This is a genomic window from Chitinibacter sp. FCG-7 (genome assembly GCF_040047665.1).
GTDB classification, from domain to species: Bacteria; Pseudomonadota; Gammaproteobacteria; order Burkholderiales; family Chitinibacteraceae; genus Chitinibacter; species Chitinibacter mangrovi.
Map to the genome: position 1 here is coordinate 1,194,393 of NZ_CP157355.1, position 25,403 is coordinate 1,219,795.

Annotated in this window: 40 protein-coding genes; 10 read left to right on the forward strand and 30 right to left on the reverse strand. The window is 48.3% G+C overall.

Annotated features, from left to right (window positions below; genetic code table 11):
• Positions 1 to 105: 105 nt before the first annotated feature.
• Together rpmA and rplU are read right to left on the reverse strand one after the other, a co-directional pair.
• Complete coding sequence (gene rpmA / locus ABHF33_RS05475; RefSeq protein ID WP_348946000.1) at positions 106 to 378, reverse strand: 50S ribosomal protein L27; 273 nt, start codon at positions 376 to 378, stop codon at positions 106 to 108.
• Positions 379 to 393: 15 nt separating this feature from the next.
• Entirely contained in the window at positions 394 to 705 is a 312-nt protein-coding gene (gene rplU, locus ABHF33_RS05480; RefSeq protein WP_348946001.1) for a 50S ribosomal protein L21, read from the reverse strand.
• A gap of 256 nt (positions 706 to 961) precedes the next feature.
• Between rplU and ABHF33_RS05485 the strand changes: the two genes are divergently transcribed.
• Complete coding sequence (locus ABHF33_RS05485; protein WP_348946600.1) at positions 962 to 1,924, forward strand: polyprenyl synthetase family protein; 963 nt, start codon at positions 962 to 964, stop codon at positions 1,922 to 1,924.
• A 77-nt stretch (positions 1,925 to 2,001) separates the two neighbouring features.
• On the opposite strand, the gene rplS is transcribed toward ABHF33_RS05485, so the two are convergent.
• The 5 genes from rplS to ffh form a co-directional block, all read right to left on the reverse strand.
• Positions 2,002 to 2,382 (reverse strand): 50S ribosomal protein L19, encoded by a 381-nt coding sequence (rplS, locus tag ABHF33_RS05490; protein WP_348946002.1) that lies wholly within the window; start codon positions 2,380 to 2,382, stop codon positions 2,002 to 2,004.
• 38 nt (positions 2,383 to 2,420) lie between these two features.
• Complete coding sequence (gene trmD, locus ABHF33_RS05495; protein ID WP_348946601.1) at positions 2,421 to 3,182, reverse strand: tRNA (guanosine(37)-N1)-methyltransferase TrmD; 762 nt, start codon at positions 3,180 to 3,182, stop codon at positions 2,421 to 2,423.
• A 45-nt stretch (positions 3,183 to 3,227) separates the two neighbouring features.
• Positions 3,228 to 3,749: a ribosome maturation factor RimM gene (rimM, locus tag ABHF33_RS05500; protein ID WP_348946003.1), complete on the reverse strand. Its 522-nt coding sequence runs from the start codon at positions 3,747 to 3,749 to the stop codon at positions 3,228 to 3,230.
• Between the two features lie 34 nt (positions 3,750 to 3,783).
• Entirely contained in the window at positions 3,784 to 4,029 is a 246-nt protein-coding gene (gene rpsP / locus ABHF33_RS05505) for a 30S ribosomal protein S16 (RefSeq protein WP_348946004.1), read from the reverse strand.
• 99 nt (positions 4,030 to 4,128) lie between these two features.
• Positions 4,129 to 5,472: a signal recognition particle protein gene (ffh, locus tag ABHF33_RS05510; protein ID WP_348946005.1), complete on the reverse strand. Its 1,344-nt coding sequence runs from the start codon at positions 5,470 to 5,472 to the stop codon at positions 4,129 to 4,131.
• An 81-nt stretch (positions 5,473 to 5,553) separates the two neighbouring features.
• Between ffh and ABHF33_RS05515 the strand changes: the two genes are divergently transcribed.
• The 9 genes from ABHF33_RS05515 to ABHF33_RS05555 all read left to right on the forward strand — a co-directional run bounded on the left by ABHF33_RS05515 (position 5,554) and on the right by ABHF33_RS05555 (position 13,850).
• Complete coding sequence (locus tag ABHF33_RS05515; RefSeq protein ID WP_348946006.1) at positions 5,554 to 6,360, forward strand: cytochrome C assembly family protein; 807 nt, start codon at positions 5,554 to 5,556, stop codon at positions 6,358 to 6,360.
• Positions 6,361 to 6,591: 231 nt separating this feature from the next.
• Positions 6,592 to 8,298, forward strand: coding sequence for a type IV-A pilus assembly ATPase PilB (gene pilB / locus ABHF33_RS05520; protein ID WP_348946007.1), 1,707 nt, complete (start codon positions 6,592 to 6,594; stop codon positions 8,296 to 8,298).
• A gap of 13 nt (positions 8,299 to 8,311) precedes the next feature.
• A complete protein-coding gene (locus tag ABHF33_RS05525) occupies positions 8,312 to 9,538 on the forward strand; it encodes a type II secretion system F family protein (RefSeq protein WP_348946008.1) in 1,227 nt (408 codons plus the stop codon).
• Positions 9,538 to 10,392: a prepilin peptidase gene (locus ABHF33_RS05530; protein WP_348946009.1), complete on the forward strand. Its 855-nt coding sequence runs from the start codon at positions 9,538 to 9,540 to the stop codon at positions 10,390 to 10,392. Before ABHF33_RS05525 ends, ABHF33_RS05530 begins: the two co-directional genes overlap by 1 nt.
• 1 nt (position 10,393) lies before the next feature.
• The gene (coaE, locus tag ABHF33_RS05535; protein ID WP_348946010.1) at positions 10,394 to 10,999 is read left to right on the forward strand and encodes a dephospho-CoA kinase; all 606 of its coding nucleotides are present in this window, start codon (positions 10,394 to 10,396) and stop codon (positions 10,997 to 10,999) included.
• A 35-nt stretch (positions 11,000 to 11,034) separates the two neighbouring features.
• Positions 11,035 to 11,793, forward strand: a complete 759-nt coding sequence (gene zapD, locus ABHF33_RS05540) for a cell division protein ZapD (RefSeq protein WP_348946011.1) — start codon at positions 11,035 to 11,037, stop codon at positions 11,791 to 11,793.
• A complete protein-coding gene (locus tag ABHF33_RS05545) occupies positions 11,790 to 11,996 on the forward strand; it encodes a DNA gyrase inhibitor YacG (protein WP_348946012.1) in 207 nt (68 codons plus the stop codon). The genes zapD and ABHF33_RS05545 overlap by 4 nt, the downstream gene beginning before the upstream one ends.
• A gap of 237 nt (positions 11,997 to 12,233) precedes the next feature.
• Positions 12,234 to 12,983, forward strand: a complete 750-nt coding sequence (locus ABHF33_RS05550; protein WP_348946013.1) for a GNAT family N-acetyltransferase — start codon at positions 12,234 to 12,236, stop codon at positions 12,981 to 12,983.
• A gap of 54 nt (positions 12,984 to 13,037) precedes the next feature.
• The gene (locus tag ABHF33_RS05555; RefSeq protein WP_348946014.1) at positions 13,038 to 13,850 is read left to right on the forward strand and encodes a lysophospholipid acyltransferase family protein; all 813 of its coding nucleotides are present in this window, start codon (positions 13,038 to 13,040) and stop codon (positions 13,848 to 13,850) included.
• Here ABHF33_RS05555 and ABHF33_RS05560 read toward each other — a convergent pair.
• From ABHF33_RS05560 to rplV, 23 genes are all read right to left on the reverse strand, one after another.
• On the reverse strand, positions 13,774 to 14,592 hold the full coding sequence (locus tag ABHF33_RS05560; RefSeq protein ID WP_348946015.1) for a symmetrical bis(5'-nucleosyl)-tetraphosphatase: 819 nt from the start codon (positions 14,590 to 14,592) through the stop codon (positions 13,774 to 13,776). The two genes, ABHF33_RS05555 and ABHF33_RS05560, sit on opposite strands and share 77 nt — an antisense overlap.
• A gap of 81 nt (positions 14,593 to 14,673) precedes the next feature.
• The gene (gene rplQ / locus ABHF33_RS05565; RefSeq protein ID WP_157670818.1) at positions 14,674 to 15,054 is read right to left on the reverse strand and encodes a 50S ribosomal protein L17; all 381 of its coding nucleotides are present in this window, start codon (positions 15,052 to 15,054) and stop codon (positions 14,674 to 14,676) included.
• A 26-nt stretch (positions 15,055 to 15,080) separates the two neighbouring features.
• Positions 15,081 to 16,064, reverse strand: coding sequence for a DNA-directed RNA polymerase subunit alpha (locus tag ABHF33_RS05570; RefSeq protein WP_157670819.1), 984 nt, complete (start codon positions 16,062 to 16,064; stop codon positions 15,081 to 15,083).
• 33 nt (positions 16,065 to 16,097) lie between these two features.
• Positions 16,098 to 16,721, reverse strand: coding sequence for a 30S ribosomal protein S4 (rpsD, locus tag ABHF33_RS05575; RefSeq protein WP_157670820.1), 624 nt, complete (start codon positions 16,719 to 16,721; stop codon positions 16,098 to 16,100).
• 14 nt (positions 16,722 to 16,735) lie between these two features.
• Positions 16,736 to 17,128 carry a 30S ribosomal protein S11 gene (gene rpsK / locus ABHF33_RS05580; protein ID WP_028448413.1) on the reverse strand — a complete coding sequence of 131 codons (393 nt, stop codon included), beginning with the start codon at positions 17,126 to 17,128 and terminating at the stop codon, positions 16,736 to 16,738.
• A gap of 15 nt (positions 17,129 to 17,143) precedes the next feature.
• Positions 17,144 to 17,506 carry a 30S ribosomal protein S13 gene (gene rpsM / locus ABHF33_RS05585; protein ID WP_179355199.1) on the reverse strand — a complete coding sequence of 121 codons (363 nt, stop codon included), beginning with the start codon at positions 17,504 to 17,506 and terminating at the stop codon, positions 17,144 to 17,146.
• A 58-nt stretch (positions 17,507 to 17,564) separates the two neighbouring features.
• The gene (gene rpmJ, locus ABHF33_RS05590; RefSeq protein WP_018748524.1) at positions 17,565 to 17,678 is read right to left on the reverse strand and encodes a 50S ribosomal protein L36; all 114 of its coding nucleotides are present in this window, start codon (positions 17,676 to 17,678) and stop codon (positions 17,565 to 17,567) included.
• Positions 17,679 to 17,933: 255 nt separating this feature from the next.
• On the reverse strand, positions 17,934 to 19,241 hold the full coding sequence (secY, locus tag ABHF33_RS05595) for a preprotein translocase subunit SecY (RefSeq protein ID WP_348946016.1): 1,308 nt from the start codon (positions 19,239 to 19,241) through the stop codon (positions 17,934 to 17,936).
• A gap of 25 nt (positions 19,242 to 19,266) precedes the next feature.
• Complete coding sequence (gene rplO / locus ABHF33_RS05600) at positions 19,267 to 19,701, reverse strand: 50S ribosomal protein L15 (RefSeq protein WP_157670823.1); 435 nt, start codon at positions 19,699 to 19,701, stop codon at positions 19,267 to 19,269.
• A 1-nt stretch (position 19,702) separates the two neighbouring features.
• Positions 19,703 to 19,888, reverse strand: coding sequence for a 50S ribosomal protein L30 (gene rpmD, locus ABHF33_RS05605; protein WP_157670825.1), 186 nt, complete (start codon positions 19,886 to 19,888; stop codon positions 19,703 to 19,705).
• Entirely contained in the window at positions 19,885 to 20,400 is a 516-nt protein-coding gene (gene rpsE, locus ABHF33_RS05610; protein ID WP_179355202.1) for a 30S ribosomal protein S5, read from the reverse strand. Before rpsE ends, rpmD begins: the two co-directional genes overlap by 4 nt.
• Positions 20,401 to 20,414: 14 nt before the next feature.
• Positions 20,415 to 20,768 (reverse strand): 50S ribosomal protein L18, encoded by a 354-nt coding sequence (rplR, locus tag ABHF33_RS05615; RefSeq protein WP_157670828.1) that lies wholly within the window; start codon positions 20,766 to 20,768, stop codon positions 20,415 to 20,417.
• A gap of 13 nt (positions 20,769 to 20,781) precedes the next feature.
• A complete protein-coding gene (gene rplF / locus ABHF33_RS05620; protein ID WP_348946017.1) occupies positions 20,782 to 21,315 on the reverse strand; it encodes a 50S ribosomal protein L6 in 534 nt (177 codons plus the stop codon).
• A 12-nt stretch (positions 21,316 to 21,327) separates the two neighbouring features.
• On the reverse strand, positions 21,328 to 21,720 hold the full coding sequence (gene rpsH / locus ABHF33_RS05625; RefSeq protein ID WP_348946018.1) for a 30S ribosomal protein S8: 393 nt from the start codon (positions 21,718 to 21,720) through the stop codon (positions 21,328 to 21,330).
• Positions 21,721 to 21,735: 15 nt separating this feature from the next.
• Positions 21,736 to 22,041, reverse strand: a complete 306-nt coding sequence (gene rpsN, locus ABHF33_RS05630; RefSeq protein WP_157670831.1) for a 30S ribosomal protein S14 — start codon at positions 22,039 to 22,041, stop codon at positions 21,736 to 21,738.
• Positions 22,042 to 22,048: 7 nt separating this feature from the next.
• Positions 22,049 to 22,588 (reverse strand): 50S ribosomal protein L5, encoded by a 540-nt coding sequence (rplE, locus tag ABHF33_RS05635; RefSeq protein ID WP_157670832.1) that lies wholly within the window; start codon positions 22,586 to 22,588, stop codon positions 22,049 to 22,051.
• Positions 22,589 to 22,599: 11 nt separating this feature from the next.
• Entirely contained in the window at positions 22,600 to 22,920 is a 321-nt protein-coding gene (rplX, locus tag ABHF33_RS05640; protein WP_348946019.1) for a 50S ribosomal protein L24, read from the reverse strand.
• Between the two features lie 12 nt (positions 22,921 to 22,932).
• Entirely contained in the window at positions 22,933 to 23,301 is a 369-nt protein-coding gene (gene rplN, locus ABHF33_RS05645; protein WP_157670834.1) for a 50S ribosomal protein L14, read from the reverse strand.
• Between the two features lie 197 nt (positions 23,302 to 23,498).
• Positions 23,499 to 23,762 carry a 30S ribosomal protein S17 gene (rpsQ, locus tag ABHF33_RS05650; protein WP_348946020.1) on the reverse strand — a complete coding sequence of 88 codons (264 nt, stop codon included), beginning with the start codon at positions 23,760 to 23,762 and terminating at the stop codon, positions 23,499 to 23,501.
• A gap of 1 nt (position 23,763) precedes the next feature.
• Positions 23,764 to 23,952, reverse strand: coding sequence for a 50S ribosomal protein L29 (rpmC, locus tag ABHF33_RS05655; protein ID WP_157670849.1), 189 nt, complete (start codon positions 23,950 to 23,952; stop codon positions 23,764 to 23,766).
• Positions 23,952 to 24,368: a 50S ribosomal protein L16 gene (rplP, locus tag ABHF33_RS05660; protein ID WP_157670836.1), complete on the reverse strand. Its 417-nt coding sequence runs from the start codon at positions 24,366 to 24,368 to the stop codon at positions 23,952 to 23,954. The genes rpmC and rplP overlap by 1 nt, the downstream gene beginning before the upstream one ends.
• Complete coding sequence (gene rpsC, locus ABHF33_RS05665) at positions 24,352 to 25,056, reverse strand: 30S ribosomal protein S3 (RefSeq protein WP_157670837.1); 705 nt, start codon at positions 25,054 to 25,056, stop codon at positions 24,352 to 24,354. Before rpsC ends, rplP begins: the two co-directional genes overlap by 17 nt.
• Before the next feature lie 10 nt (positions 25,057 to 25,066).
• On the reverse strand, positions 25,067 to 25,396 hold the full coding sequence (gene rplV / locus ABHF33_RS05670; protein ID WP_157670838.1) for a 50S ribosomal protein L22: 330 nt from the start codon (positions 25,394 to 25,396) through the stop codon (positions 25,067 to 25,069).
• Positions 25,397 to 25,403 lie beyond the last annotated feature (7 nt).

A 25,403-nucleotide genomic window follows, 5' to 3' on the forward strand; every position in this document is an offset into this window, starting at 1 on the left:
GGTCGAATAAATTCGCCCCTGCATCATCAATTCTGATCCAGCGGATCAGAAAGAAAAAAAGCCCCATCACGTGGACAGGGCTTTCAAATCACGCGAGCAAGAAGCTTAAGCTTCTTCGCCTACGTAAGGCAGTACAGTCACAGTGCGACGCTTCAGAGCGCCTTTCACTGCGAATTGTACGTAGCCATCGCATTTTGCGAACAGGGTGTGATCTTTGCCCATACCTACATTGTCACCCGCGTGGAATTCAGTACCACGTTGACGAACAATAATAGAACCAGCAGGAATCAATTCACCACCGTAAACTTTGATACCCAAGCGTTTGGCTTCTGAATCGCGACCGTTACGCGAACTACCACCAGCTTTCTTATGTGCCATGGTTCAGCTCCTTAATTACTTAACGATTTCGTCAATGCGGATTTCAGTGTAGTTCTGGCGATGGCCAGCACGACGCATATAGTGCTTACGACGGCGCATTTTGAAAATGCGAACCTTCTCACCACGACCTTGAGAAATAACAGTTGCTTTGATGGAAGCGCCGGCAACCACTGGGGCACCAATCACTACTGCGTCACCGTCTGCCACCATCAATACTTCATTCAGTACGATCTGGCTGTCGATGTCTGCAGCAATCTGTTCTACTTTAAGTTTTTCGCCGATAGCAACTTTGTACTGCTTGCCACCAGTTTTTACGACTGCATACATAACAAGCTCCTAAGAGTTTGACCCAACGTGCCGCGGACTATTCACACCGGCACGCATCCCCAAAATTGGGAATCGAGCATCTTAATGACTGTTTTTAATAAAGTCAAGGACTTAAGACACCATTCAAACAGGGCAGCGCGGCAAAACGGGCGTACAGGGCGGTTTTCTGCTAAGATCACGCGATTATTTATTCATGCGACTGCGATGCAAACCATTGCACAGCAGTCTTAGCCCAAAGGGTAAACACAGCGTGTCGATGCAGTTTGTAAAGTCGGTCGTAGATGCCGACATGGCCATCATGGACAACGTCATTCGTGACCGCCTCTACTCCGATGTTGTTCTGGTGCGTCAAGTGGCCGAATATATTGTTGCCTCCGGCGGGAAACGGCTACGCCCGATGATCACCCTGCTTTCCGCTCAAGCACTAGGCTACCAGGGCCAACACCACCACGAACTCGCGGCGGTGATCGAATTTATTCACACCGCCACACTACTGCACGATGACGTGGTAGACGAATCGAGCTTGCGCCGTGGTCGCGACACGGCCAATGCACTGTTTGGCAACGCAGCCAGCGTGCTGGTCGGCGATTTTTTATATAGCCGCGCCTTTCAGATGATGGTGAACTGTGGCTCGATGCGGATCATGCAAGTTTTGTCAGATGCCACCAATATCATCGCTGAGGGCGAAGTATTGCAACTGATGAATATCGGCAATATTGATGTCGATGAAGCCGATTACCTGAAAGTGATCCGCTACAAAACAGCCAAACTGTTTGAAGCCGCCTCACGCCTGGGCGCAATCCTAGCCGAGCAGGATGCAAGCACCGAAGATGCGCTAGCCCGCTACGGCATGCATCTGGGCACCGCATTCCAGATCATCGACGACGTACTTGATTATTCGGGCAAGCAAGAAGAAATCGGCAAATCACTCGGCGACGACTTGGCCGAAGGCAAACCGACACTGCCATTGATTTATGTGATGCGCCACGGCCAAGCCGAGGCGGCCGCCACCGTCAAAGACGCCCTTGAACACGCCAAGCGCGAAAATTTCAACGCCGTACTCAATGCCGTCCAGCAATCAGGCGCATTGAAATACGCGCGCGACGTCGCAAAAAAAGAAGCGCAACTCGCCAAAGAATGCCTCGTCCAGCTACCCGCATCACCCTACGCCCAAGCATTACTGGCACTGGCCGACCTGGCCATTGATCGCAACAGCTAATCCAAACCAATCCGTAAAACAAAAAACCCCGGCTTCTTGCGAAGGCGGGGTTTTTTCTTGCAGTAATTGCCGTGCAATTAAGCAGCTGGAGCAGCCACTTTGCGCGCTGGCAATTTTTCCTTGATACGCGCAGATTTACCTGAACGATCACGGAGGTAGTACAGCTTAGCGCGACGAACGTCACCACGGCGCTTAACTTCAATTGAAGCCACCAGTGGAGAGTAAGTCTGGAATGTACGCTCAACGCCAGTACCAGAAGAAATTTTGCGAACGATGAAGTTGCTGTTCAGACCGCGGTTACGCTTAGCGATTACCACGCCCTCGTAAGCCTGCAGACGTTCACGGTTACCCTCTTTTACTTTTACCGATACGACAACAGTGTCGCCTGGCGCAAATTCTGGCAGGGTTTTACCCAAACGGGCGATTTCTTCTTGCTCGAGTTGTTGAATCAAGTTCATTTTAATACTCCATATGAGGCTTGTACCTTCTGCCGCAATCACTCTTGCGGTGGCGCCGAATACTCAGTTTTAAATTCGGCCAGAAGACGAGTCTCTTCTTTAGATAACTGGCGATTTTCCAGCAAATCCGGACGGCGCACCCAAGTGCGGCCGAGCGACTGCTTCAAACGCCAGCGCCTTATTGCGGCATGGTTACCCGAAAGCAAAACCTCAGGCACCACCATATCGCGATAAACTTCGGGACGGGTGTAATGCGGACAATCCAGCAACCCATCCACAAACGAATCTTCCACCGCACTGGCCGCAGTATTTAACACCCCCGGCAACAGGCGGGACACGGCGTCAATCACGATCATCGCGGGCAATTCGCCACCCGACAAGACATAATCACCCACCGAGATTTCTTCGTCGACGTGCGAGGCAATCACCCGCTCGTCCACTCCCTCATAACGCCCACACAACAAAACCAGAGCCGGCTTTTGCGCTAACTCGGCCACTTTTTGATGTGTCAACGGCGCACCCTGAGGGGACAGATACACCGTATACGGCTGCAAGCCAGACGCAGATTGACGTTGCTTGCTATACCCAAGGGCAGCATCCAGCGGCGCAGGCAACATCACCATCCCCGGACCACCACCGAACGGCCTATCATCGACACGATGATAATTGTCGCTCGTGAAGTCACGCGGATTGCAGGTTTCCACCCCAATCAAGCCCAGCTCCACCGCCCGGCGCGTGACGCCGTGCGCAGTGATGGCGCTAAACATCTCAGGAAACAGAGTCACCACATCAAACTGCATACTACGCCGTGGTTTTTCTAACTCAGACATTGAATACGGCCCGGATTAAAAATCCAGCCCCCAATCCACCCGCATTTCACGCGCTTCAAGATCAACATCCAGTACAACGTGCGCCACAAAAGGCACCAAACGCTCTTCGTCACCGTCTTTAACGACAATCACATCGTTAGCGCCAGTCTCGAACAGCTTATCAATAACACCAAGGCGTTCACCTTGCGCATTCACCACCACCAAGCCGATCAAATCTGCCCAGTAGTATTCACCCTCTTCCGGCTCAGGCATTTCGCTACGCGGCACCGCGATCTCGCAACCTTTTAAAGCAAAGGCAGCATCCCGATCGTTAACCCCTTGCAGCTTGGCACCCAGCTTTTTCGGCTGAACATGTGCATCCGCAAGCTGATACGATTTCCACTGACCATTTTTACCCAACCACCATGTTTTGTAGTCGAGCAAACTGTCAGCGTATTGCGTATCAGCAATCAAACTAACCCAGCCCTGAATACCAAAAGCCCCGCTAATGTAGCCCATCACCACCAGATCTTCCGGCACGGTATTTTGAGCATCCATTGACGAGGCTTTAAGATTTTTCACCACGGAAAAATCAGGCCGCTTTTTGCTGTTTGATCAAACGAGCTACGGTATCAGAAGGCTGCGCACCAACACCCAACCAGTAGTTCAGACGATCAGCAACAAAGCGCAACTCTTCAGCAGCGCCAGAAGCTTGTGGATTGTAGAAGCCAACGCGCTCGATGAAACGACCATCGCGGCGGTTGCGAGAATCAGTCACTACAACGTTGTAGAACGGGCGATCTTTTGAGCCACCGCGAGCAAGACGAATCACGACCATAATAAAACCCAATATTGGTAGATAAAAATAAGCTCGCAATCATGCCAGAATTCACCAGCAGCTGCAAGACCAAATACAAAACCATCGCACAAACGGCGATTACATCCCCGGCATTAAGCCCTTGAGCCCGCGCATCATTTTCATCATGCCGCCGCCCGAGAATTGCTTCATCATCTTCTGCGTCTGCTCAAACTGCTTGAGCAGACGATTCACTTCCTGCACCGACACCCCCGCCCCGGCTGCAATCCGACGCTTGCGGCTCGCCTTGAGCAACTCGGGCTTGCGACGCTCGAGTGGGGTCATGGAATTGATAATCCCTTCAATTCGCGCTACCGCTTTATCGGTCACCTGACTATCAGCCATCGCACTCAATTGCCCTGGCAGCTTATCCATCAGCGCGGCCATGCCACCCATTTTTTTCATTTGCTGAATCTGGGTTTTAAAGTCTTCCAGATCAAACCCTTTACCGGACTTGACCTTTTTCATCATTTTGAGCGCTTCGGCTTCATCAACCGAATTTTGCACATCTTCAATCAGCGAGAGGACATCACCCATCCCCAACACACGACTCGCCATCCGATCCGGATGGAATGGCTCTAAGCCTGTTAGTTTCTCACCAGTACCCAAGAACTTAATTGGCTTACCCGTAATATGACGCACCGACAGCGCCGCACCGCCACGCGAATCGCCATCCATCTTGGTCAACACCACGCCGGTGAGCGGCAATGCCTCATTGAAGGCCTGCGCGGTATTCACTGCATCCTGGCCCTGCATCGCATCGACCACAAACAGCGTCTCAACCGGTTTGACTGAAGCATGCAGCGACTTGATCTCCTGCATCATCGCTTCATCAATCGCCAAACGACCTGCAGTATCAACAATCAGCACATCAAAGAAATGGCGCTTGGCATGATCAATTGCCGCATTAGCAATATCAACCGGCTTTTGCGTTACATCCGACGGAAACCACTCAACCTGCAACTGCCCAGCCAAGGTTTTAAGCTGCTCAATCGCTGCAGGCCGATAAACGTCGGTCGATACCAGCAACACTTTTTTCTTTTGCGTTTCTTTCAGCAGCTTGGCCAGCTTACCCGAGGTCGTCGTTTTACCCGCCCCCTGCAAGCCCGCCATCAGAATCACAGCTGGCGGTTGCGCAGCCAGATTGAGCGCGTCGTTTTGCGCGCCCATCAACTTGGTCAATTCTTCATAGACCACGCCGATGACCGCCTGACCCGGCGTCAAACTACCAACAACCTCTTTGCCCTCTGCGCGAACTTTAACATCAGCGATAAATTGCTTCACCGCAGGTAGCGCCACATCGGCCTCAAGCAGCGCCATACGCACTTCACGCAACGCATCTTTAATATTGTCTTCGGTCAGGCGAGAGTGCCCCCGCAGAGTTTTAACAACACCGCCCAAGCGGCCAGACAAGTTTTCAAACATGCAACGCTTCCTTAAACGACAGATGCCGCAGCGGCACCCACTCTGTTAGACTTAATTACTTTCCATTTTACCTCAATTGCCGTGCTGACTCTGCTTGCGCCGCTTTCTTTATTTATTTACCTGCTACTCGGCTGGCATTTTTGCCAAACCCGGCTCGCAGGCAAACGCGCACTTCCAGCAAAACTGGATCACCTCCTTTTGGCGGTAGCTCTGGGAGCACACGGCACCCTGATTGCACACAACGCCATACAGACTCCGCCTTTTTTCGGCGCAGCAGAAGCGCTCTCATTAACGGCTTGGCTCTCACTAGCCATTTATTGTCTAGGCCAGCTCAAATGGAAACTGGACGGACTTGAACCCCCGGTTTTCGCTTTCGCATCAGCTTTTTTGCTACTCTCGATCATGCTTCCCGCCGGACATCCGATTACCTACACGCAATCAAGCTTGTCGCGAGCCCATTTCGTCTTCGCAATGCTGGCGCAAAGCCTACTTTTTATTGCGGCCGGAATTGCAGTCCTGATGCGAATGACGGACAACACCCTACACCATCACGCAAAAAAGCTGCTTGTACGCAATCTACCCCCCTTGTTAACGCTGGAAAGACTGTTGTTTGGCACCATCGCCAGCGGTTTTACGCTACTAACCCTCGCATTTATCGCTGGGGGATACCTCACCCTGCAATCACACGGCGTGATCGCCCAACTCTCGCACAAAACATTATTTGCAGCGATTTCGTGGCTACTTTTTGCCACTCTTTTAGCGGGGCACTACATAAAGGGCTGGCGCGGCAGTTTTGCCGCGAACTGGACAATCGCGGCTTTTGGGATTCTGTTTCTGGGCTACATCGGGTCACGTATAGTCATAGAAGCCATACTCAACAAGACCTAGAGCAGGATACCCCGCACAAGTACAATTCAACTAAGCCACAGCGCGCCCTCAAGGACGTGCAAGCAGCACAACAAGCAACACATCGCCCGCAAATCCACACACCAATACCGCGATTTCCAGTCGCATCTGCTAGACTAGATAAAGACACTATATTGATATGACGCGACTCATAGACCAAAAACATTTGGCGTCTTATGCTGTCATTTGACCAACTGGAGTGATTTTTTTGTTATGAGCACCCCGCAAATTTCCGGCCTTGCCCGTTTATTGGTCCAGCACGGACGTCTAAGCGAGACGGATGCTGAAGCACTGCAATCAGCCGCCAGTAGCAATAAAACCACTTTCATCGAACAACTGACACAAAGCAAAAAACTCACCGCCAGAGAAGTAGCCGAGTTTTCGGCACAAACCTTTGGCTACCCTCTGCTTGACTTAGATCGCATCGACTCGAGTTACCTGCCGCAGGGCGTACTCGACAATAATGTCATGCGCGCACAACGCCTTGTCCCGCTTTTTAAACGTGGCACCAAGCTATTTATCGGCCTCTCTGACATTACCAATTTGGAAGCCGTAGAAAAAGTCCGCTTTCAAACCAATTCCCAAGTTGAACCAATTATTGTCGAAGACAATAAGCTGATCGTTTTGCTAAACCAAACGATAGAAGCAACCGGCGCTAACCTGAAAGATATGGTCATTGACGAAGCCGACCTAGCATTGGAGGGCGGCGAACAGGAGCCCACGGCAGCAGAAACACAAATGGGGCAAGATATTGACGATGCGCCGATTGTCAAATATCTGCAAAAAGTATTGATGGATGCCATCAACGGCGGCGCGTCCGATATCCACTTTGAGCCATATGAGAAATTTTACCGGATCCGTTACCGTGTCGACGGTGTCTTGCGCGAAGTTGCTCAACCCCCACTGGCCATTAAAGAAAAAATTTCATCACGTATCAAAGTTATTTCCAAACTAGACATTTCGGAAAAACGCGTTCCACAAGATGGCAGGATGAAACTGGTTCTCTCCAAATCACGCGCGATTGATTTTCGGGTCTCAACCCTCCCCACTATGCATGGCGAGAAGATTGTAATGAGGATTTTGGACCCATCTTCTGCCACGCTGGGGATTGATGCACTTGGCTATGATCCTGATCAAAAAGCCATCATCTTGGACGCAATCCAGCGACCTTATGGCATGGTGTTGGTGACAGGCCCAACGGGCTCAGGGAAGACTGTTTCGCTCTACACCTGTCTGAATTTACTCAATAAGCCCGACATCAATATCGCAACAGCAGAAGACCCTTGCGAGATCAACTTACCTGGTATTAATCAGGTCAATGTCAACGATAAGGCAGGGCTCACTTTTTCAGCAGCACTGAAAGCCTTTTTGCGCCAAGACCCGGACATCATCATGGTGGGCGAGATTCGCGATCTGGAAACTGCCGATATCGCCATTAAAGCCGCCCAAACTGGCCACATGGTTTTTTCGACGCTACATACCAACGATGCACCAACGACACTGACCCGTATGCTTAATATGGGCATCCAGCCGTTTAATATCGCATCTTCGGTGATCTTAATCACCGCTCAGCGCCTAGCACGGCGTCTATGCAGCTGCAAAAAGCACGTAGACATTCCAAATCAGGCCCTGCTTGATGCTGGATTTAACCAAGAAGATCTAGATGGATCATGGCGACCTTATGGCCCAACAGGGTGTGATATTTGCAAAGGAACGGGCTACAAAGGACGGGTAGGTATTTATCAAGTCATGCCGATTACCGACGAAATCAACCGGCTGATTATGAATCACGGCAATGCAATTGACATCGCCGACCAAGCTCGGCGCGAAGGTGTACTTAGCCTGCGCGAAGCCGGGTTACGTAAAGTCAAACAAGGCCTCACTTCACTCGAAGAAGTCATGGCCGTCACCAATGTCTAGCTAGGGGCTGAATATGGCAACTAAAACAAAAACACCCAACCTCAAAGACTTCACCTTTCGCTGGGAAGGAAAAGATCGTACTAACAAAATCGTCAAAGGTGAAATGCGTGCCAGTGGTGAAGCTGTAGTTAAAAGCACACTGCGCCGCCAAGGGATCAACGTCACCAGCATCAAGAAAGTACGCCTTGGTGCAGGGCGAAAAATTACCGAGCTTGATATTGCCATGTTTACGCGACAATTGGCCACCATGCTAAAATCGGGAGTACCTTTGCTTACGGCATTTGACATTGTAGCCAAAGGTCATAGCAATCCCTCAGTCACCAAGCTATTGATGGAAATTAAAACCGATATTGAAACTGGCTCTTCTCTGACCCAAGCATTTCGTAGACACCCCAATCAGTTCGACGCTCTTTACTGTAATTTGGTACAAGCCGGTGAGCAGGCCGGTATTCTGGATGCCTTGCTAGCTCGCCTAGCAACGTATAAAGAAAAAATTCTGGCTGTAAAAAAGAAAATCAAGTCTGCGATGTTTTATCCGACTGCGGTTCTTGTTACTGCATTTGTTATTACGGCCGTAATCATGATTTTTGTAATTCCAGCATTCAAAGACCTCTTCTCAAGTTTTGGTGCTGATCTGCCAGGCCCCACCTTATTAGTGATGGCGATTTCTGACTTTTTTGTTTCATATTGGTACATTATTTTTGGCGGAATTTTTGGCGGAATTTATTTATTCCTTCAGGCTTGGAAAAAATCAGAAAAGCTCCAATTTTTCATGGACCGTTTACTGTTAAAGCTACCAGTTTTTGGTCAAATTGTACGCAACGCAACGATTGCCCGCTGGACACGAACCCTTGCAACAATGTTTGCAGCTGGCGTGCCACTGGTTGAATCTCTGGAGTCCGTTGGAGGCGCATCAGGAAATATCGTTTACAAACTAGCGACACAAAAAATTCAAGCCGAAGTCAGCACTGGAACTAATTTAACCACGGCCATGCAGAACGCCAATGTATTTCCAAATATGGTGATGCAAATGACGTCGATTGGTGAAGAGTCCGGCTCTCTTGACTCCATGCTGAGCAAAGTTGCCGATTATTTTGAAGAAGAAGTCGACAATGCTGTTGAGGCTCTGTCAAGCTTGATGGAACCTGTGATTATGGTGGTTCTAGGCACACTGATTGGTGGCCTAGTTGTTGCAATGTACCTGCCGATTTTCAAAATGGGCGCAGCGGTGGCTGGTTGATGCTGGAATTAATACAAACAGGAATTGGCCTATTGGTTTTTACAGGCCTGATTGGTTTATTTGTTGGCAGTTTTTTAAATGTTGTGATACACAGACTCCCGATTATGATGGAGAGAGAATTTCGTGCCGAATGCCAGAACTTTGCAGGAACTACCACAGAGCAAGATCAGAATGACACTTACAACCTAGCCATTCCAAGATCTGCCTGCCCCAAATGTCAGCACCAGATTACTGCCCTGGAAAATATCCCGGTCATTAGCTGGCTGGCGCTCAGAGGCAAGTGCAGTAATTGCAAAATTCCTATCAGCATCCGATACCCGTTGGTAGAACTGAGCACTAGCCTGATCTCCATCGGTCTGGCTTGGCATTTTGGCTATGGCTTAGCGCTACTCGGAGCTCTCTTATTTGCCTGGGCATTGATTGCCTTGATTTTGATTGATGCCGATACTTGTCTGCTCCCAGACAGCATTACACTGCCACTGGTATGGCTGGGCATTTTATTCAATACCCAAGGTGTCTACACCACCTTACCCAGTGCAGTATATGGCGCAGTCGCAGGCTATATGAGCCTTTGGAGCATATACTGGCTATTCAAGCTGGCAACAGGCAAAGAGGGTATGGGTTATGGCGACTTCAAACTATTGGCTGCCCTTGGTGCATGGCTAGGCGCAGCCATGCTGCCTGCGATCATTTTACTGTCCTCCCTAAGTGGCGCAGTCATCGGTCTGATTATGATTGCTGGCGCCAAACGCGGCTGGAATAAGCCCATGCCATTTGGCCCTTACCTTGGGATTGCAGGGCTTCTGGCGCTGATCTGGGGGCAGGATTTAAGCCAAGCTTTGTACGGGCTGTGAGATGCGTGTCGTAGGTTTAACAGGTGGAATAGGCTCAGGAAAAAGTACCGTCGCAGAGTACTTCGCTGCCCACCACATACCGATTATTGATGCCGATCTGATTGCCCATCAGTTGAGTGATTTGGCAGAAGTCAAAGACGAGATTATCAGCGTCTTTGGCGCAAATAGCCTTGGGGCAGATAGCCATCTGAATCGTGGCTGGTTGCGTGAACAAATTCATCAGCATGAATTGCTTCGCAAACAGCTTGAGCAAATTTTTCATCCTCGAATTATTTCACAATGCAAACACCAGATTTCGGCTAATACTGGGGCGGCATATACCATCCTGATGGTGCCGCTACTACTAGAGAAGCCTGAATTTAAGGCACTCTGCAGCGACATTATTGCGATTGAATCCGCAGAGGAGCTGCGCATCAATCGGGTGATGCAGCGCAATGGTTTAGCGCGTGAAAGCGTTGTAGCAATCATAAATAATCAATACTCTGATGCACAACGCCGACAAGAAGCTGACTTCTTGATTTACAATGACGGGACATTAGGCACACTCAGCAAGCAGGTTGATCAGATTGATCAGCAACTGCGTCTTTTGCACCCAGTGCGCAATTAGCGCCACATAATGATTTCTTGATTAGGCCTTGCATTGTGATTAGCTATGAATTTCCAATTAATGAGCGTATCCGGACTTTATTGCGCCTGGAGGAGCTTTATATTCGAACTTCAAAGCTGGTCAATCGTGAAGAAGCGCTTGACCATCACATGGCCTTGCTGGGCATTTTTGAAATCATGGAAGTGGCGAGCCGGGCCGATCTGAAATCCGATTTGCTTCAAGAACTGGAGCGGCAACGCCAGACTTTGGCCGGGCTACGCAACAACCCGCATATTTCGGAAGATGCTCTCGATTTGGTGCTGAATGAAATTGAAAGCACGCACACACGTTTACTGGAAATGACCGGGAAGTTTGGCCAATACCTGCGTGAAAATGAATGGTTAATGGCCATTAAACAGAGGGTTTCCATTCCTGGCGGCGTGTGTGAATTTGATTTGCCTTCCTACCACTATTGGCGCAAACAATCACCCGAGCGACGGCGCGCAGATCTGGAACGCTGGCTGACTCCGCTACTGCCCATCAAGCACGGACTCGACATTGTCCTTAAATTACTGCGCGACTCAGCCAAAAGCAGTCATTACACCGCCAAGCAAGGCTGCTTTCAGCAAATGTCCGGCGGCAAAGTGGTACAAATGCTCAAGGTTACTCTGCCTGATGATATGCCGGCGGTACCGGAACTTTCCGCCAACCGCTATGCAATCAATATCCGCTTCATCGTGCCATCGACCAGTGGCGAACGCGCCAAAGTGATCGACAGCGATCTGGATTTTACCCTCAGCTATTGTAATTTATGACCACCAGCAACCCCACAACACCACAGGTCAAGTGTCCAACTTGTGGTCAACTCTCCCCCTATTCTCCCCAGAACGCGTTCCGCCCATTCTGCTCGGAACGCTGTAAATTGATCGATTTGGGTGAATGGGCCAGCGAGTCGTATCGTATTCCCGACAACAGTCAAAGCCCCACCAGCGCTGATGATGGCAGCCTGCTGCAATAGCGACGCTCCGCCTACTACTTCCAGATAGATACCTAGCGCAGTATCCATCTGCAGCACTTATCGAATCTCTTCTGCAGTGCAATACCCCGCTTAGATTGTAAACTTTAAAGCAATTTATCTAGCACATCTTTCTTTGCTGGCCGTCTGTCGGCCACTGAAATCTTTTCATCACAGCAAATTAATCGCATCGTCACACTGCACAAGTAACTTGTAGTCACTCATCTGGAGGACACATCCATGCAGCTTGACCACCATCACTACAAGCAACGCGATAATAAATCCATCACAGTGACCCTGGCTAATAACAACGATCAGATTCGTGCCGCGCAAGCACTTCGCTATCGTGTTTTCGCCGAAGAAATGCAAGCCCGTCTGAATACCAAAGAACCCGGCATTGATCAGGACCTATTTGATGCATACTGCGACCACCTGATCGCACAAGATGAACAGACGGGCGAGGTCATCGGCACCTACCGTATCTTGCCCCCACACCAGGCACGCAAAGTGGGTAGTTACTATTCGGACACCGAGTTTGATTTGACACGGCTGCAGCACATCCGCAGCCAGTTGGTTGAACTGGGGCGCACCTGCGTACACCCCCAATACCGCAATGGTGGCACGATCGCGATGCTGTGGGCGGCTTTGACGCAGTACATGCTGCGTCACAATTATCAATACATGATGGGCTGCGCCTCGGTACCGCTCAGCGACGGCGGCCATACGGCGGCCAGTCTGTACCGTAAAATGGCGACTGAATCAATGGCCCCGATAGAATGGCGCGTTTTCCCCCGCTGCCCACTCCCGATGACCTCGTTCGACACCAAACTCGAGATCGCCACCCCTGCGTTAATCAAAGGCTATTTACGCGCGGGTGCCATGGTGTGCGGTGAACCTGCGTGGGATCCTGATTTCAACACAGCCGATTTTCTGATGCTACTTCCGACACAATGCATCAACAAGCGTTATGCCAGCCATTTTAAGCGCTGATCAAGCTGAGAAAACCGGGTAAAATCAGAGTGTATTTTGAATGGAATCAGGCCTATGTCATTGCGAAGCATTCAACGGGCTCTGCAGCTCGCAGCACACATCACCATTGGCTTATGCTTGATTCGTTTTGCCTTCCCGAGAAAGACAGGCCAGCAACAGGCAGAAATAACCAGAAGATGGTCAGAAAAACTGGCAAATATCCTAAATATTCAAATTGTCAGCAGCGGACTCAAACCTGAATTGACACCCAAAAATCAGATGTGCCTGGCTAATCACATCTCTTGGTTTGATATCTTTGCCTTAAATGCAATCTTCAACTCCCGGTTCATCGCCAAAGCTGACGTAGCGCATTGGCCTGTCGTTGGCTCACTCTGCAAAGGGGCTGGCACTTTTTTTATTAACCGCGAAAAAATCAAAGACACCAAGCGCATTAACGACTCGATTACGCAGTCCCTTAAGCAAGGGGAGTGCATTACCTTTTTCCCGGAAGGAACCACCAGCAATGGCGTAGAGCTCAAGCCACTGAAAACTTCTTTACTGCAATCCATAGTCGAAAGCCAAGGCCTGATCCAGCCTATTTATATTAATTACCGCAAGGCCTGCGGCGCACACTGCCAGGAAGCTGCTTATATTGACGACATCAGCTTCGGGCAGTCCTTGGCGGCCTTACTGAAAGCCGACGGCATCAGTGTCCACGTACATTTTCTCGATGCAATTCATACAGACGGACAAAATCGAGCACAGCTTAGCGCACAAGTACAAACCGCCCTGCACTACGCACACCAGAATTTCATGCGCCAACTTGTTGATAAGCGTGTGCTGCCTCAACAGCAAATGTCTGCCGATCTTCCAGCCGCAACGCAGTAAGCGCACCACCCCAGATACAGCCTGTATCAAGGCAGGTGTAGTTTGGCGTCTGCTTCAATCCCAGTGCAGACCAATGCCCAAAGATGATGGGCGCATCGAAACAATTCAGACCTGATTCAAACCAGGGGTGCAAATGCTCTGGCGCAGAATCAAGCTCGCCTTTGAATTTGAAATCAAGCTTATTCTCTGCGCAAAACCGCATGCGAGTGAATGCATTCACAGTAAACCGGAAAGACTCTTCGGTCGTGAGTTCTGCTTGCCATTGATTCGGTTTATTACCAAACATAACTGAAAACCAATGCATACGCTCCTTACCTGCGTAACGCACTCTTGCCTCATTAGCTAGCTCAAATGCAGTCCGCTGACTCCAGCCCGGATAAATGCCGGCATGAACAACCGAATGCCCATCGACAACACGCATCAACGGCTGCTGAATCAGCCATTCCAGTAAAACATCAACATCATTTGCATGCAGAATTTCTACTGCGGTATCACCTGATTTTGCTTTGGCAAAACCCAACCACACTGCGAGCAAAAAGAGGTCATGATTGCCCAGCACAATATCAACATCACTGCGGTGCTGATAAACCCAGCGTAATACAGCCAGCGATGCAGGCCCGCGATTAACAAGGTCGCCAAGTAATATCAAACGATCTTCCCCGACTTTGAATTGAATAAGTCCCAACAACGCCATAAACTCATCCATACAGCCCTGAATATCACCAATCACATACTTCGCCATCACTTCTCACCTTGTTATTAACCGCAAATGCCAGGCAAAAAAAAACCGACCAAAGGCCGGTTTTTTATTCTTAGCAACAAATTACTCTGCTGCTTCAACTTCTTCTGGACGATCAACGAGCTCAACGTATGCCATTGGCGCATTGTCACCTACACGGAAGCCGCATTTCAGGATACGCAAATAACCGCCATTGCGGGCAGAGTAGCGTGGGCCCAAAACGTCAAACAACTTAACTACGATATCACGATCACGTGTACGAGAAAAAGCCAAACGGCGATTAGCCAATGATGGTTTTTTGCCCAAAGTGATCAGTGGTTCTGCTACACGGCGAAGTTCTTTCGCTTTTGGCAGAGTAGTTTTAATTACTTCATGCTTCAACAAGGCATTTGCCAAGTTACGAAGCATCGCAAGACGGTGACTTGTCGTACGATTTAATTTACGATTAGAAAGACGATGACGCATTTGTCAATTCCTTTGCTAGTACCGGCTTAAGGCTTATCCAAGCCAGCTGGAGGCCAGTTTTCAAGGCGCATGCCAAGGCTAAGCCCTTTCGAAGCAAGCACTTCCTTGATCTCATTGAGTGATTTACGACCCAGATTTGGTGCTTTAAGCAACTCAGTCTCGGTACGTTGAATCAGGTCACCGATATAGTAAATGTTTTCCGCTTTCAGACAGTTAGCAGAGCGAACAGTCAACTCAAGATCATCTACCGGACGAAGCAGGATAGGATCAATTGTTACTTGTGGCTCAACCACTTTTTCTTCTTGCGTACCTTCCAGATCGGCAAAAACGCCAAGCTGGTCGATCAACATGCGTGCGGCTTGACGAACTGCTTCATCAGGCTCAATCACACCATTGGTTTCAATATCGATAATCAAGCGATCAAGATCAGTGCGCTGTTCTACACGAGCACTTTCTACTTGGTAGCTAACACGGATAATCGGGCTGAACGAAGCGTCCAGAATGATCGTCCCAATGGAACGACCTTCTTCCTTGTTTACACGTGAAGGGCCAGGCTGATAGCCACGACCTTTTTCCACGGTAATATCCATGCTCAACTTACCGCCAGCAGACAGATGTGCAATCACATGATCCGGATTAATCACCTCAACATCATGTGGCAACTGAATGTCGGAAGCCTTGACGACACCCTCACCCTCTTTCGAGAGAGTAAGCGTGACAGAGTCCCGACCATGCAGCTTCAGCACAACGCCTTTGAGGTTTAACAGGATATCGACAACGTCTTCCTGCACGCCATCCAACGCGGAATATTCGTGCACAACACCATCAATTTTGACTTCAGTCGGTGCAAAACCCACCATTGAAGACAATAAAATTCGGCGCAGTGCATTACCGAGAGTATGGCCATAACCGCGCTCAAACGGCTCCATAACGACTTTCGCGTGAGCTTGAGCCAGAGCTTGCACATCGATGATGCGCGGTTTGAGCAACTCGTTTGCATTGATTTGCATAAGTCAGTATCCCTTGCCAACCGGTTCAGGTTATTACTTGGAGTAGAATTCAACAACCAGCGATTCATTGATATCGCTAGATAGATCTGAACGCTCTGGCATGTTTTTAAACACGCCTTCCATTTTTTTAGAATCAACCTGTACCCAGCTTGGGAAGCCAATGCCTTCAGCCAAGCTCAAAGCTTCCTGAATACGTACTTGCTTCTTAGCTTTTTCACGTACGGCAACAACATCACCTGCTTTCACTTGGAAAGAAGGAATATTTACAACGTTGCCATTGACAGTGATTGCCTTGTGGGAAACGAGTTGACGAGATTCGGAACGAGTAGAACCGTATCCCATGCGATATACAACGTTATCCAGACGCGACTCAAGCAGTTTCAACAGGTTCTCACCAGTTGAGCCTTTGCGACGAGCAGCTTCTTCAAAATAACGACGGAACTGACGTTCCAAAACGCCGTAAATGCGACGGATTTTTTGCTTTTCACGCAAGTGAACGCCGTAATCCGACAGACGCGTATTCTTTTTAGCGCCATGCTGGCCTGGGGCTTGTTCCAGCTTGCACTTGCTGTCGAGCGAACGACGTGCGCTTTTCAAGAACAGATCCGTGCCTTCGCGGCGTGCAAGTTTGCACTTGGGTCCAATATAACGAGCCATTTCTTACTCCAGAATTAGATACGACGCTTTTTCGCAGGACGGCAGCCGTTGTGCGGAACAGGCGTCACATCCGAGATACTGGTGATCTTGAAGCCCAGTGCGTTCAGAGCACGCACTGAAGATTCACGACCAGGGCCCGGACCCTTGATGCGTACTTCTAGGTTTTTAACACCATATTCTTGGGCAACTTTACCAGCCGCTTCTGCTGCAACCTGTGCAGCAAAAGGTGTACTTTTACGAGAGCCCTTGAAACCAGCACCGCCCGAGGTAGCCCAAGATAAAGCATTGCCTTGGCGATCAGTGATGGTAATGATCGTGTTGTTGAAAGAAGCGTGAACGTGCACGATCCCTTCCGACACGCTCTTTTTGACTTTCTTACGTACACGAGCTGTGTTTGCTTTAGCCATAATTTATGTCCTTAATTACTTCTTGCCAGCGATAGACTTACGTGGACCCTTACGAGTACGCGCATTTGTCTTGGTACGCTGACCGCGAACTGGCAGGCCTTTGCGGTGACGGAAACCACGGTAGCAGCCAAGGTCCATCAGACGCTTGATGCTCATAGTTACCTCACGACGCAGATCACCTTCAATAGTGAATTTGCCTACTTCGTCACGTAGTTTTTCAAGTTCAACATCACTGAGATCTTTTACTTTCTTGCTAGGCTCAATTGCAGTAGTTGCACAAATCGCTTTAGCGCGAGTTTGTCCAATACCGTAAATAGCCTGAAGACCGATCACAGTATGCTGATGATTAGGTATGTTAACCCCAGCAATACGGGCCATACTTCTTACCCCAGGTTAAAAAGTGGTGGATTTTAACACCAATAGCCGATTGACTCAATCAGCCTTGACGCTGCTTGTGCCGTGGGTCAGTACAAATTACACGCACAACACGGTTGCGACGAATAATTTTGCAGTTACGGCAGATTTTCTTGACCGATGCTTGAACTCTCATGGTCTATCCTTTGAGAACAAAGTAAAATCCCAGTCAACAAAAATTGACTGGAATACGTTGCGACTACTGTTTTTGCAGACTGCACTAAAACAACCAGAGCACCCGAATTCCAGTAAAGCCCACGAATATAACACATAAAGCTTCAACAAGAAAACAAAAACAACAACCGCACGTCAGTTAAAAGAAAAGATCTTACATGTAAGATCTTTTCCGAACATTTGAACGTAGATCCGAGGCCTGAAACCAAGCTATAGACTACGAACCCTTGAAGTTAGCTTTTTTCAGCAAACTATCATATTGATGCGACAGAACATATGACTGCATTTGAGCCATAAAATCCATCGTCACAACAACCAGAATCAAAAGAGAAGTACCGCCAAAATAGAACGGGACATTCCATTTCAAAATCAAAAACTCTGGAATCAAACAAACAAATGAAATATAGATAGCACCGATTAGGGTCAACTTCATAATCAGCTTTTCAATATATTTCGCAGTGTGATCACCTGGTCGATAACCCGGAACCATTGCACCGCTCTTCTTCAGATTTTCAGCAGTTTCACGCGGATTGAAAACCAAAGCAGTGTAAAAATAACAGAAGAAGATGATTGCTGCAGCGTAGCAAAGAACATACAAAGGCTGGCCGGGATGCAATTTATCACCGATAGATTTCAGCCAAGAGAAGTGTTCGCTATTTCCTGTCCACGACAACACGGTAGCAGGAAATAGAATAATAGAAGAAGCAAAAATAGGAGGAATAACACCAGCCATATTTAACTTCAAGGGCAGATGTGAACTCTGTGCCTGCATTAAGCGATTACCAACCTGCCGCTTCGCGTACTGAATAGGCACTTTACGCTGGCCGCGTTCGACGAACACAACTGCAGCAGTCAGCAGAATCACACCAACAAAAAGAAATAGGACAAGAAGAATTGGCAAAGCGCCTTGACTAGTCAAACTGAGCGTTTGACCAATCGCAGTAGGCACACCAGAGGCAATACCTGCGCAAATAATGATAGAAATACCATTACCAATACCACGCTCGGTAATCTGCTCACCAAGCCACATCAAAAACATAGTACCAGTAACGAGAGAAACCATCGTTACTGCAACAAATAAACTTTGATCCATTACAACCAGATTCGGTTGCCGGAAAAGCATCAGAGCAATACCAAAACTCTGAGCAGTAGCAAGGAGGACAGTGAAATAACGCGTGTACTGAGTTAATTTACGCCGACCAGCCTCACCTTCTTTTTTTAATTGCTTAAGATTAGGCAGAACTTCACCGGCAAGCTGAATGATAATCGATGCCGAAATATACGGCATGATACCAATCGCAAACACGGTAAAGCGTGACAAAGCACCACCAGAGAACATGTTAAACATATTCAAGAGGCCCGTCTGCGAAGACTGGAACAGATTTGCCAATTCAACAGGATTGATACCAGGAACTGGAATGTGTGCACCGATGCGATAAACAATCAATGCACCCACTACAAACCAAATACGTTTCTTCAGATCAGCAAATTTACTTGCTGAACCAGCCAATGCGGGATTTGCCACGTTCTGCCTTAACCTTTAACAATAATTACTCACCAACAGAGCCACCAGCAGCTTCAATAGCAGCCTTCGCACCTTTAGTAGCAAGAACACCTTTCAGTGTTACTGCTTTTTCAAGCGTACCAGACAAAACTACTTTGCAGCTAATAGAATGCTGAGAAATCAAACCAGCCTGAATCAAACTCAGCATATCAATCTCGACGATTGGCAACGCTTGCAACTCAGAAAGCGTCACTTCTGCGTTTTTGCCCTGAGCCAAAGACTTGAAGCCACGCTTAGGCAAACGGCGCTGCAAAGGCATTTGACCGCCTTCGAAGCCAACCTTGTGAAAACCGCCTGCACGTGATTTCTGCCCCTTATGGCCACGACCACAAGTCTTGCCAAGGCCAGAGCCAATACCACGACCAACACGCTTGCTAGAGTGCTTTGCACCAACGCCCGGAGTTAAAGTATTCAGTTCCATCTTAACCCTCGACTTTCAGCAAGTAGCTAATCTTGTTAACCATACCACGATTTTCTGGTGTATCGATAACTACAGCAGAGCTGTTTGTTTTACGAAGACCTAAACCGCGTGCGCAGGCTTTATGTGACTCAAGACGACCAATCAGGCTTTTTACCAAAGTCACCTTAATTGTTTTAACGTCGCTCATTGCGCACCCCCAAGAATCTCTTCAACTGACTTGCCACGTTTAGCAGCAATTTCAGCCGGTGTATGCAATTTAGACAGACCATCTAAAGTTGCACGCACGATATTGTATGGGTTAGTTGAACCATGACATTTTGCAGTAATGTTATGAATACCCATTACTTCAAAAACAGCACGCATTGGACCGCCAGCAATAATGCCAGTGCCTTCCGGAGCTGGTTGCATAAACACAGTTGTAGCACCGTGCTTACCAAAAACCGTATGCTGCACAGTACCGTTGCGCAAACTAACCTTAACCATTTTGCGACGAGCTTCTTCCATCGCTTTCTGTACGGCTACAGGCACTTCTTTTGACTTGCCTTTGCCCATACCAACGCCACCATCACCATCACCAACGACAGTAAGAGCAGCAAAACCAAGGATACGACCGCCTTTAACGACTTTGGTAACGCGATTTACGCTTACCATCTTCTCCCGAAGGCCGTCCTGACGATCTTCCATTTCGTTCTTAGCCATTATTTGAACTCCAATTAGAAGACGAGGCCAGCTTCACGAGCCGCATCAGCCAGTGCTTTAACACGGCCGTGGTATTGGAAACCTGAGCGATCGAAAGCTACGTTTTGTACACCAGCAGCTTTTGCTTTTTCAGCAATCAGCTTACCAACAGCAACCGCACTTGCCACATTGCCACCATTCTTAACTTCGGAACGTAGCGCAGCTTCCAGTGTATTAGCTGAAGCCAAAACTTTACTGCCAGTCTCATCAATGATCTGAGCGTAAATATGGCTATTGGTACGATGCACCGACAAACGCACGACCTTGAGCTCCGCAATTTTGGCACGGGTTTTACGTGCGCGACGAAGTCTGCTTTGATTCTTATCCATAATTCAGCCTCGATTACTTCTTCTTGGTTTCTTTGATAACAACCACTTCATCAGCATAACGAACACCCTTGCCTTTATATGGCTCTGGAGAACGGTACGCACGAATTTCGGCTGCAACCTGACCAAGAAGTTGTTTATCGGCACCCTTCAACAGGATTTCGGTCTGAGATGGAGTCTCACACTTGATACCTGCGGGCATTTGATGTGCAACTGGGTGGGAAAAACCCAACGACAGATTCAACACATCGCCTTGAGCTTGAGCACGATAACCAACACCAACCAGAGTCAGCTTACGCTCAAAGCCTTTATTAACACCTGCGACCATGTTGTTAACAAGCGCACGCAATGTACCAGACATTGAACGGGCAAACTTGCTATTGCCGTTTGCAGCAAAAACGACAGAACCGTCTTTCACTTCAACAGCAACGTCGGCAACTACAGGGTGAGACAAAGTACCTTGCGGGCCTTTGACTTCAATTTTACCAGCAGCGAGTTTCACCTCAACACCAGCAGGAATTACAACCGGATTTTTAGCTACGCGAGACATTGTGACACCTCATCAAGCAACGATGCACAGCAACTCGCCACCAATACCATTGGCGCGCGCTTTGCGGTCGGTCATCACACCCTTGGAAGTGGACAAAATTGCCACGCCAAGACCATTCATCACACTTGGGATGTCGCCAGTACTGCGATAATCACGCAATCCAGGCTTTGAAATACGGTCAAGGCGCTCAATAACTGGGCGGCCAGCATAGTACTTCAATTCGATAGTCAGAACGGGCTTAACATCACCGCTCACAACAAACGATTCAACATAACCTTCTTCGTGCAATACTTTTGCAATTGCAACCTTCAACTTTGAAGATGGCATCACTACCGAAGCTTTATCAGCGCGCTGTGCATTGCGAATACGAGTCAGCATATCGGCGATAGGATCATGCATTGCCATGTTATTTCTCTCCTATTACCAGCTTGCTTTAACAAGACCCGGGATTTCACCTTTAAAGGCGAGATCACGCAACTTGCTACGGCCAAGACCAAACTTACGGTACACACCACGTGAACGACCTGTCAATTTGCAACGGTTGTGCAAGCGTACAGGAGATGAATTACGTGGCAACTGCTGGAGTTTCAAACGAGCCTGGAATTGATCTTCCTCACTCGCATTTTGATCATTAATAATGACCAAAAGCTTTTCGCGCTTTGCAGCATATTTAGCAACTGCCGCAACACGCTTAGCTTCACGATTAATCAGTGCAAGTTTTGCCATGATCGCCTCAATTCTTGAACGGAAACTTAAAGGCTGCGAGCAAAGCGCGCGCTTCCTCATCAGTCTTAGCCGTAGTCGTAATGGTAATGTTCATGCCACGCAAAGCATCGATCTTATCGTACTCAATTTCCGGGAAGATGATCTGCTCTTTAACACCCATGTTGAAGTTGCCGCGGCCATCAAACGATTTGCCACCAACACCACGGAAGTCACGTACACGCGGAAGCGCGATCGTTACCAAACGATCCAAGAATTCGTACATACGCTCACGGCGCAAAGTCACCTTACAACCAACTGGGTAACCATCACGAATTTTGAAGCCTGCGATCGATTTTTTTGACTTAGTCACTACTGGCTTCTGACCTGCAATTTTTTGCATATCGCCAACAGCAAATTCCATTACTTTCTTATCTGCAACTGCTTCGCCAACACCCATATTGATTGTAATTTTTTCAATACGTGGCACTTGCATAGCTGATTTGTAGCCAAATTGTTTTACCAATTCAGGAACGATCTTGCTTTCATATACTTCTTGAAAACGAGCCATTGTAATTCCCCTTAGGCGCCGACAACTTCGCCGCTAGACTTGAATACACGAACCTTTTTGCCGTCTTCAAGAACCTTGAAGCCAACACGATCCGCCTTTCCTGTCGAAGCATTGAAAATAGCAACATTCGATACGTGAACTGGCATAGTCAGCTCAACGATACCACCTTGAATACCACGCATTGGATTAGGTTTTTGGTGTTTTTTGACCACATTAACACCTTCAACCACAACACGATCAGTGGCAGGCAACGCACGTACAACAGTACCGCGCTTACCTTTATCTTTACCAGTCAGAACTACAACTTCATCGCCTTTGCGAATCTTATTCATACTGGAATCCTCTTATAAAACTTCTGGCGCAAGTGACACAATCTTCATGAAGCGCTCAGTGCGCAATTCACGCGTCACTGGCCCGAAGATACGAGTGCCAATTGGCTCAAGTTTTGCATTAAGAAGAACCGCAGCATTACCGTCGAACTTAATCAACGCGCCATCCGCACGACGAACGCCTTTTGCAGTACGTACAACTACCGCATTGTATACGTCACCTTTCTTCACACGACCGCGTGGAGCCGCATCCTTGATGCTCACCTTGATGATGTCACCAACAGATGCATAACGACGCTTAGAGCCACCCAACACTTTAATGCACATAACAGAACGTGCACCAGTGTTATCAGCAACCTCTAGCTTTGATTGCATTTGAATCATTTAGAACAAACCTCCAACTTAATCCACCTAAATTAGCCTGGTTCAACCAGGTGCCCGGATGAACCGAGCCAAGAGTGGCCAGTTTTGGATCCCGATGGGAAAACAGCGCACCACACCACGACAGCGTGACACGCAAGGAAAACGGGCATTCTACACAACGTAGAATGCCCGCGCAAGCAAATACGTTATTTTATCAATTAAATAACGCGTGCTTTTTCTACCAAGCCCGTTACAACCCAAGATTTAGTCTTAGACAGTGGACGGCACTCTTCAATCGTCACAACATCGCCTTCGGCGTATTGATTAGACTCATCGTGAGCATGGTATTTTTTAGATTGACGCACCATCTTGCCGTAAAGCGGATGTTTAACCAAACGCTCAACCAACACAGTAACCGTCTTATCCATCTTATTGCTAACCACTCGACCAGTCAGCGTACGCTTGAGTTTAGCTTCGCTCATATTAGGCAGCCTTCTGAGTGAGAACGGTAAGAACACGCGCAATATCTTTACGCACGCGCTTGAGTTCGCTGGTATTTGCCAATTGGCCGGTCGCATGCTGCATGCGAAGGCTAAACTTGGCTTTCAGCAGCGCCGTCAATTCGCCTTTCAGCTCTTCAACGGATTTCTGTTGCAGTTCAGTCGCTTTCATCATTGCCCCACTTGGCGAGAAACCATGGTCACAGCAAAAGGCAGCTTAGCGGAAGCCAAACGGAAAGCCTCACGAGCAATCTCTGCTGATACACCATTCAATTCATACAAAACTTTACCAGGCTGAATCTCAGCAACGTAGTAGTCAGGAGAACCTTTACCCCCACCCATACGAACTTCGGCTGGCTTAGTCGAAATTGGCTTATCAGGAAATACACGAATCCAAACACGACCGCCACGTTTAATGTAGCGAGTGATTGCACGACGAGCTGATTCAATCTGACGAGCAGTCAAACGACCACGGCTAGTTGCCTTCAGACCGAATTCGCCGAATGCAACGGTGTTACCGCGGGTAGCGATACCGGTATTGCGGCCCTTTTGGACCTTACGGAATTTAAGTCTAGTTGGCTGCAGCATTGCGTGGCCCCTTACGTGGTTTTTTCTGAGTTTCTACAGGCTCAGCAGCAGATTTTTCACCTGGCTTTACATCACCTTTATAAACCCAAACTTTTACACCGATAATACCGTAGGTAGTCTTAGCTTCTGAAGTCGCGTAATCGATATCAGCACGCAGAGTATGCAATGGCACACGGCCTTCACGATACCACTCAGTACGCGCAATCTCGATACCATTCAAACGACCTGAAGACATGATCTTGATACCTTGAGCACCAAGACGCATCGCATTTTGCATAGCACGCTTCATGGCACGACGGAACATCACACGTTTCTCAAGCTGAGAAGTAATGCTATCAGCAATGATCTGAGCATCGATTTCTGGCTTGCGAACTTCTTCGATATTTACATGAACTGGTACATTCAAGATTTTTTGCAATTGAGATTTCAATTGCTCAATATCTTCGCCTTTTTTACCAATAACCACGCCTGGACGGGCAGAGTAAATAGTAACTTTAGCGTTCTTTGCTGGGCGCTCAATAACTACGCGACTAACAGCAGCACCGGCAAGTTTTTTCTTCAAAAACTCACGCACCTCAATGTCTTCATTCAACATCTTGGCGAAATTGGTGCTGTTAGCATACCAGCGTGACGACCAATTTTTTGTTACAGGTAAACGAAAACCTGTTGGATGAATTTTCTGACCCATGAGTCGCTCCTTAATCGCCAACAGTGAGAGTAATGTGGCAAGTTTGCTTCTCGATACGATTACCACGGCCTTTTGCGCGCGCAGAAAAACGTTTCAAAGAAGGACCTTTGTCCACATAAATCGTTTTCACTTTGAGTGTGTCGATATCGGCACCTTCATTGTGCTCGGCATTGGCGATAGCCGACTCAAGAACCTTCTTAATCAAAACTGCACCCTTTTTAGGGCAGAAGGCCAGAATATTCAGCGCCTGCTCTACGGGCTTGCCACGAACGAGGTCTGCGACAAGACGCGCTTTCTGAGCTGAGAGGCGAGTGTTGCTTAGTACAGCAGATACTTGCATTTCTTCA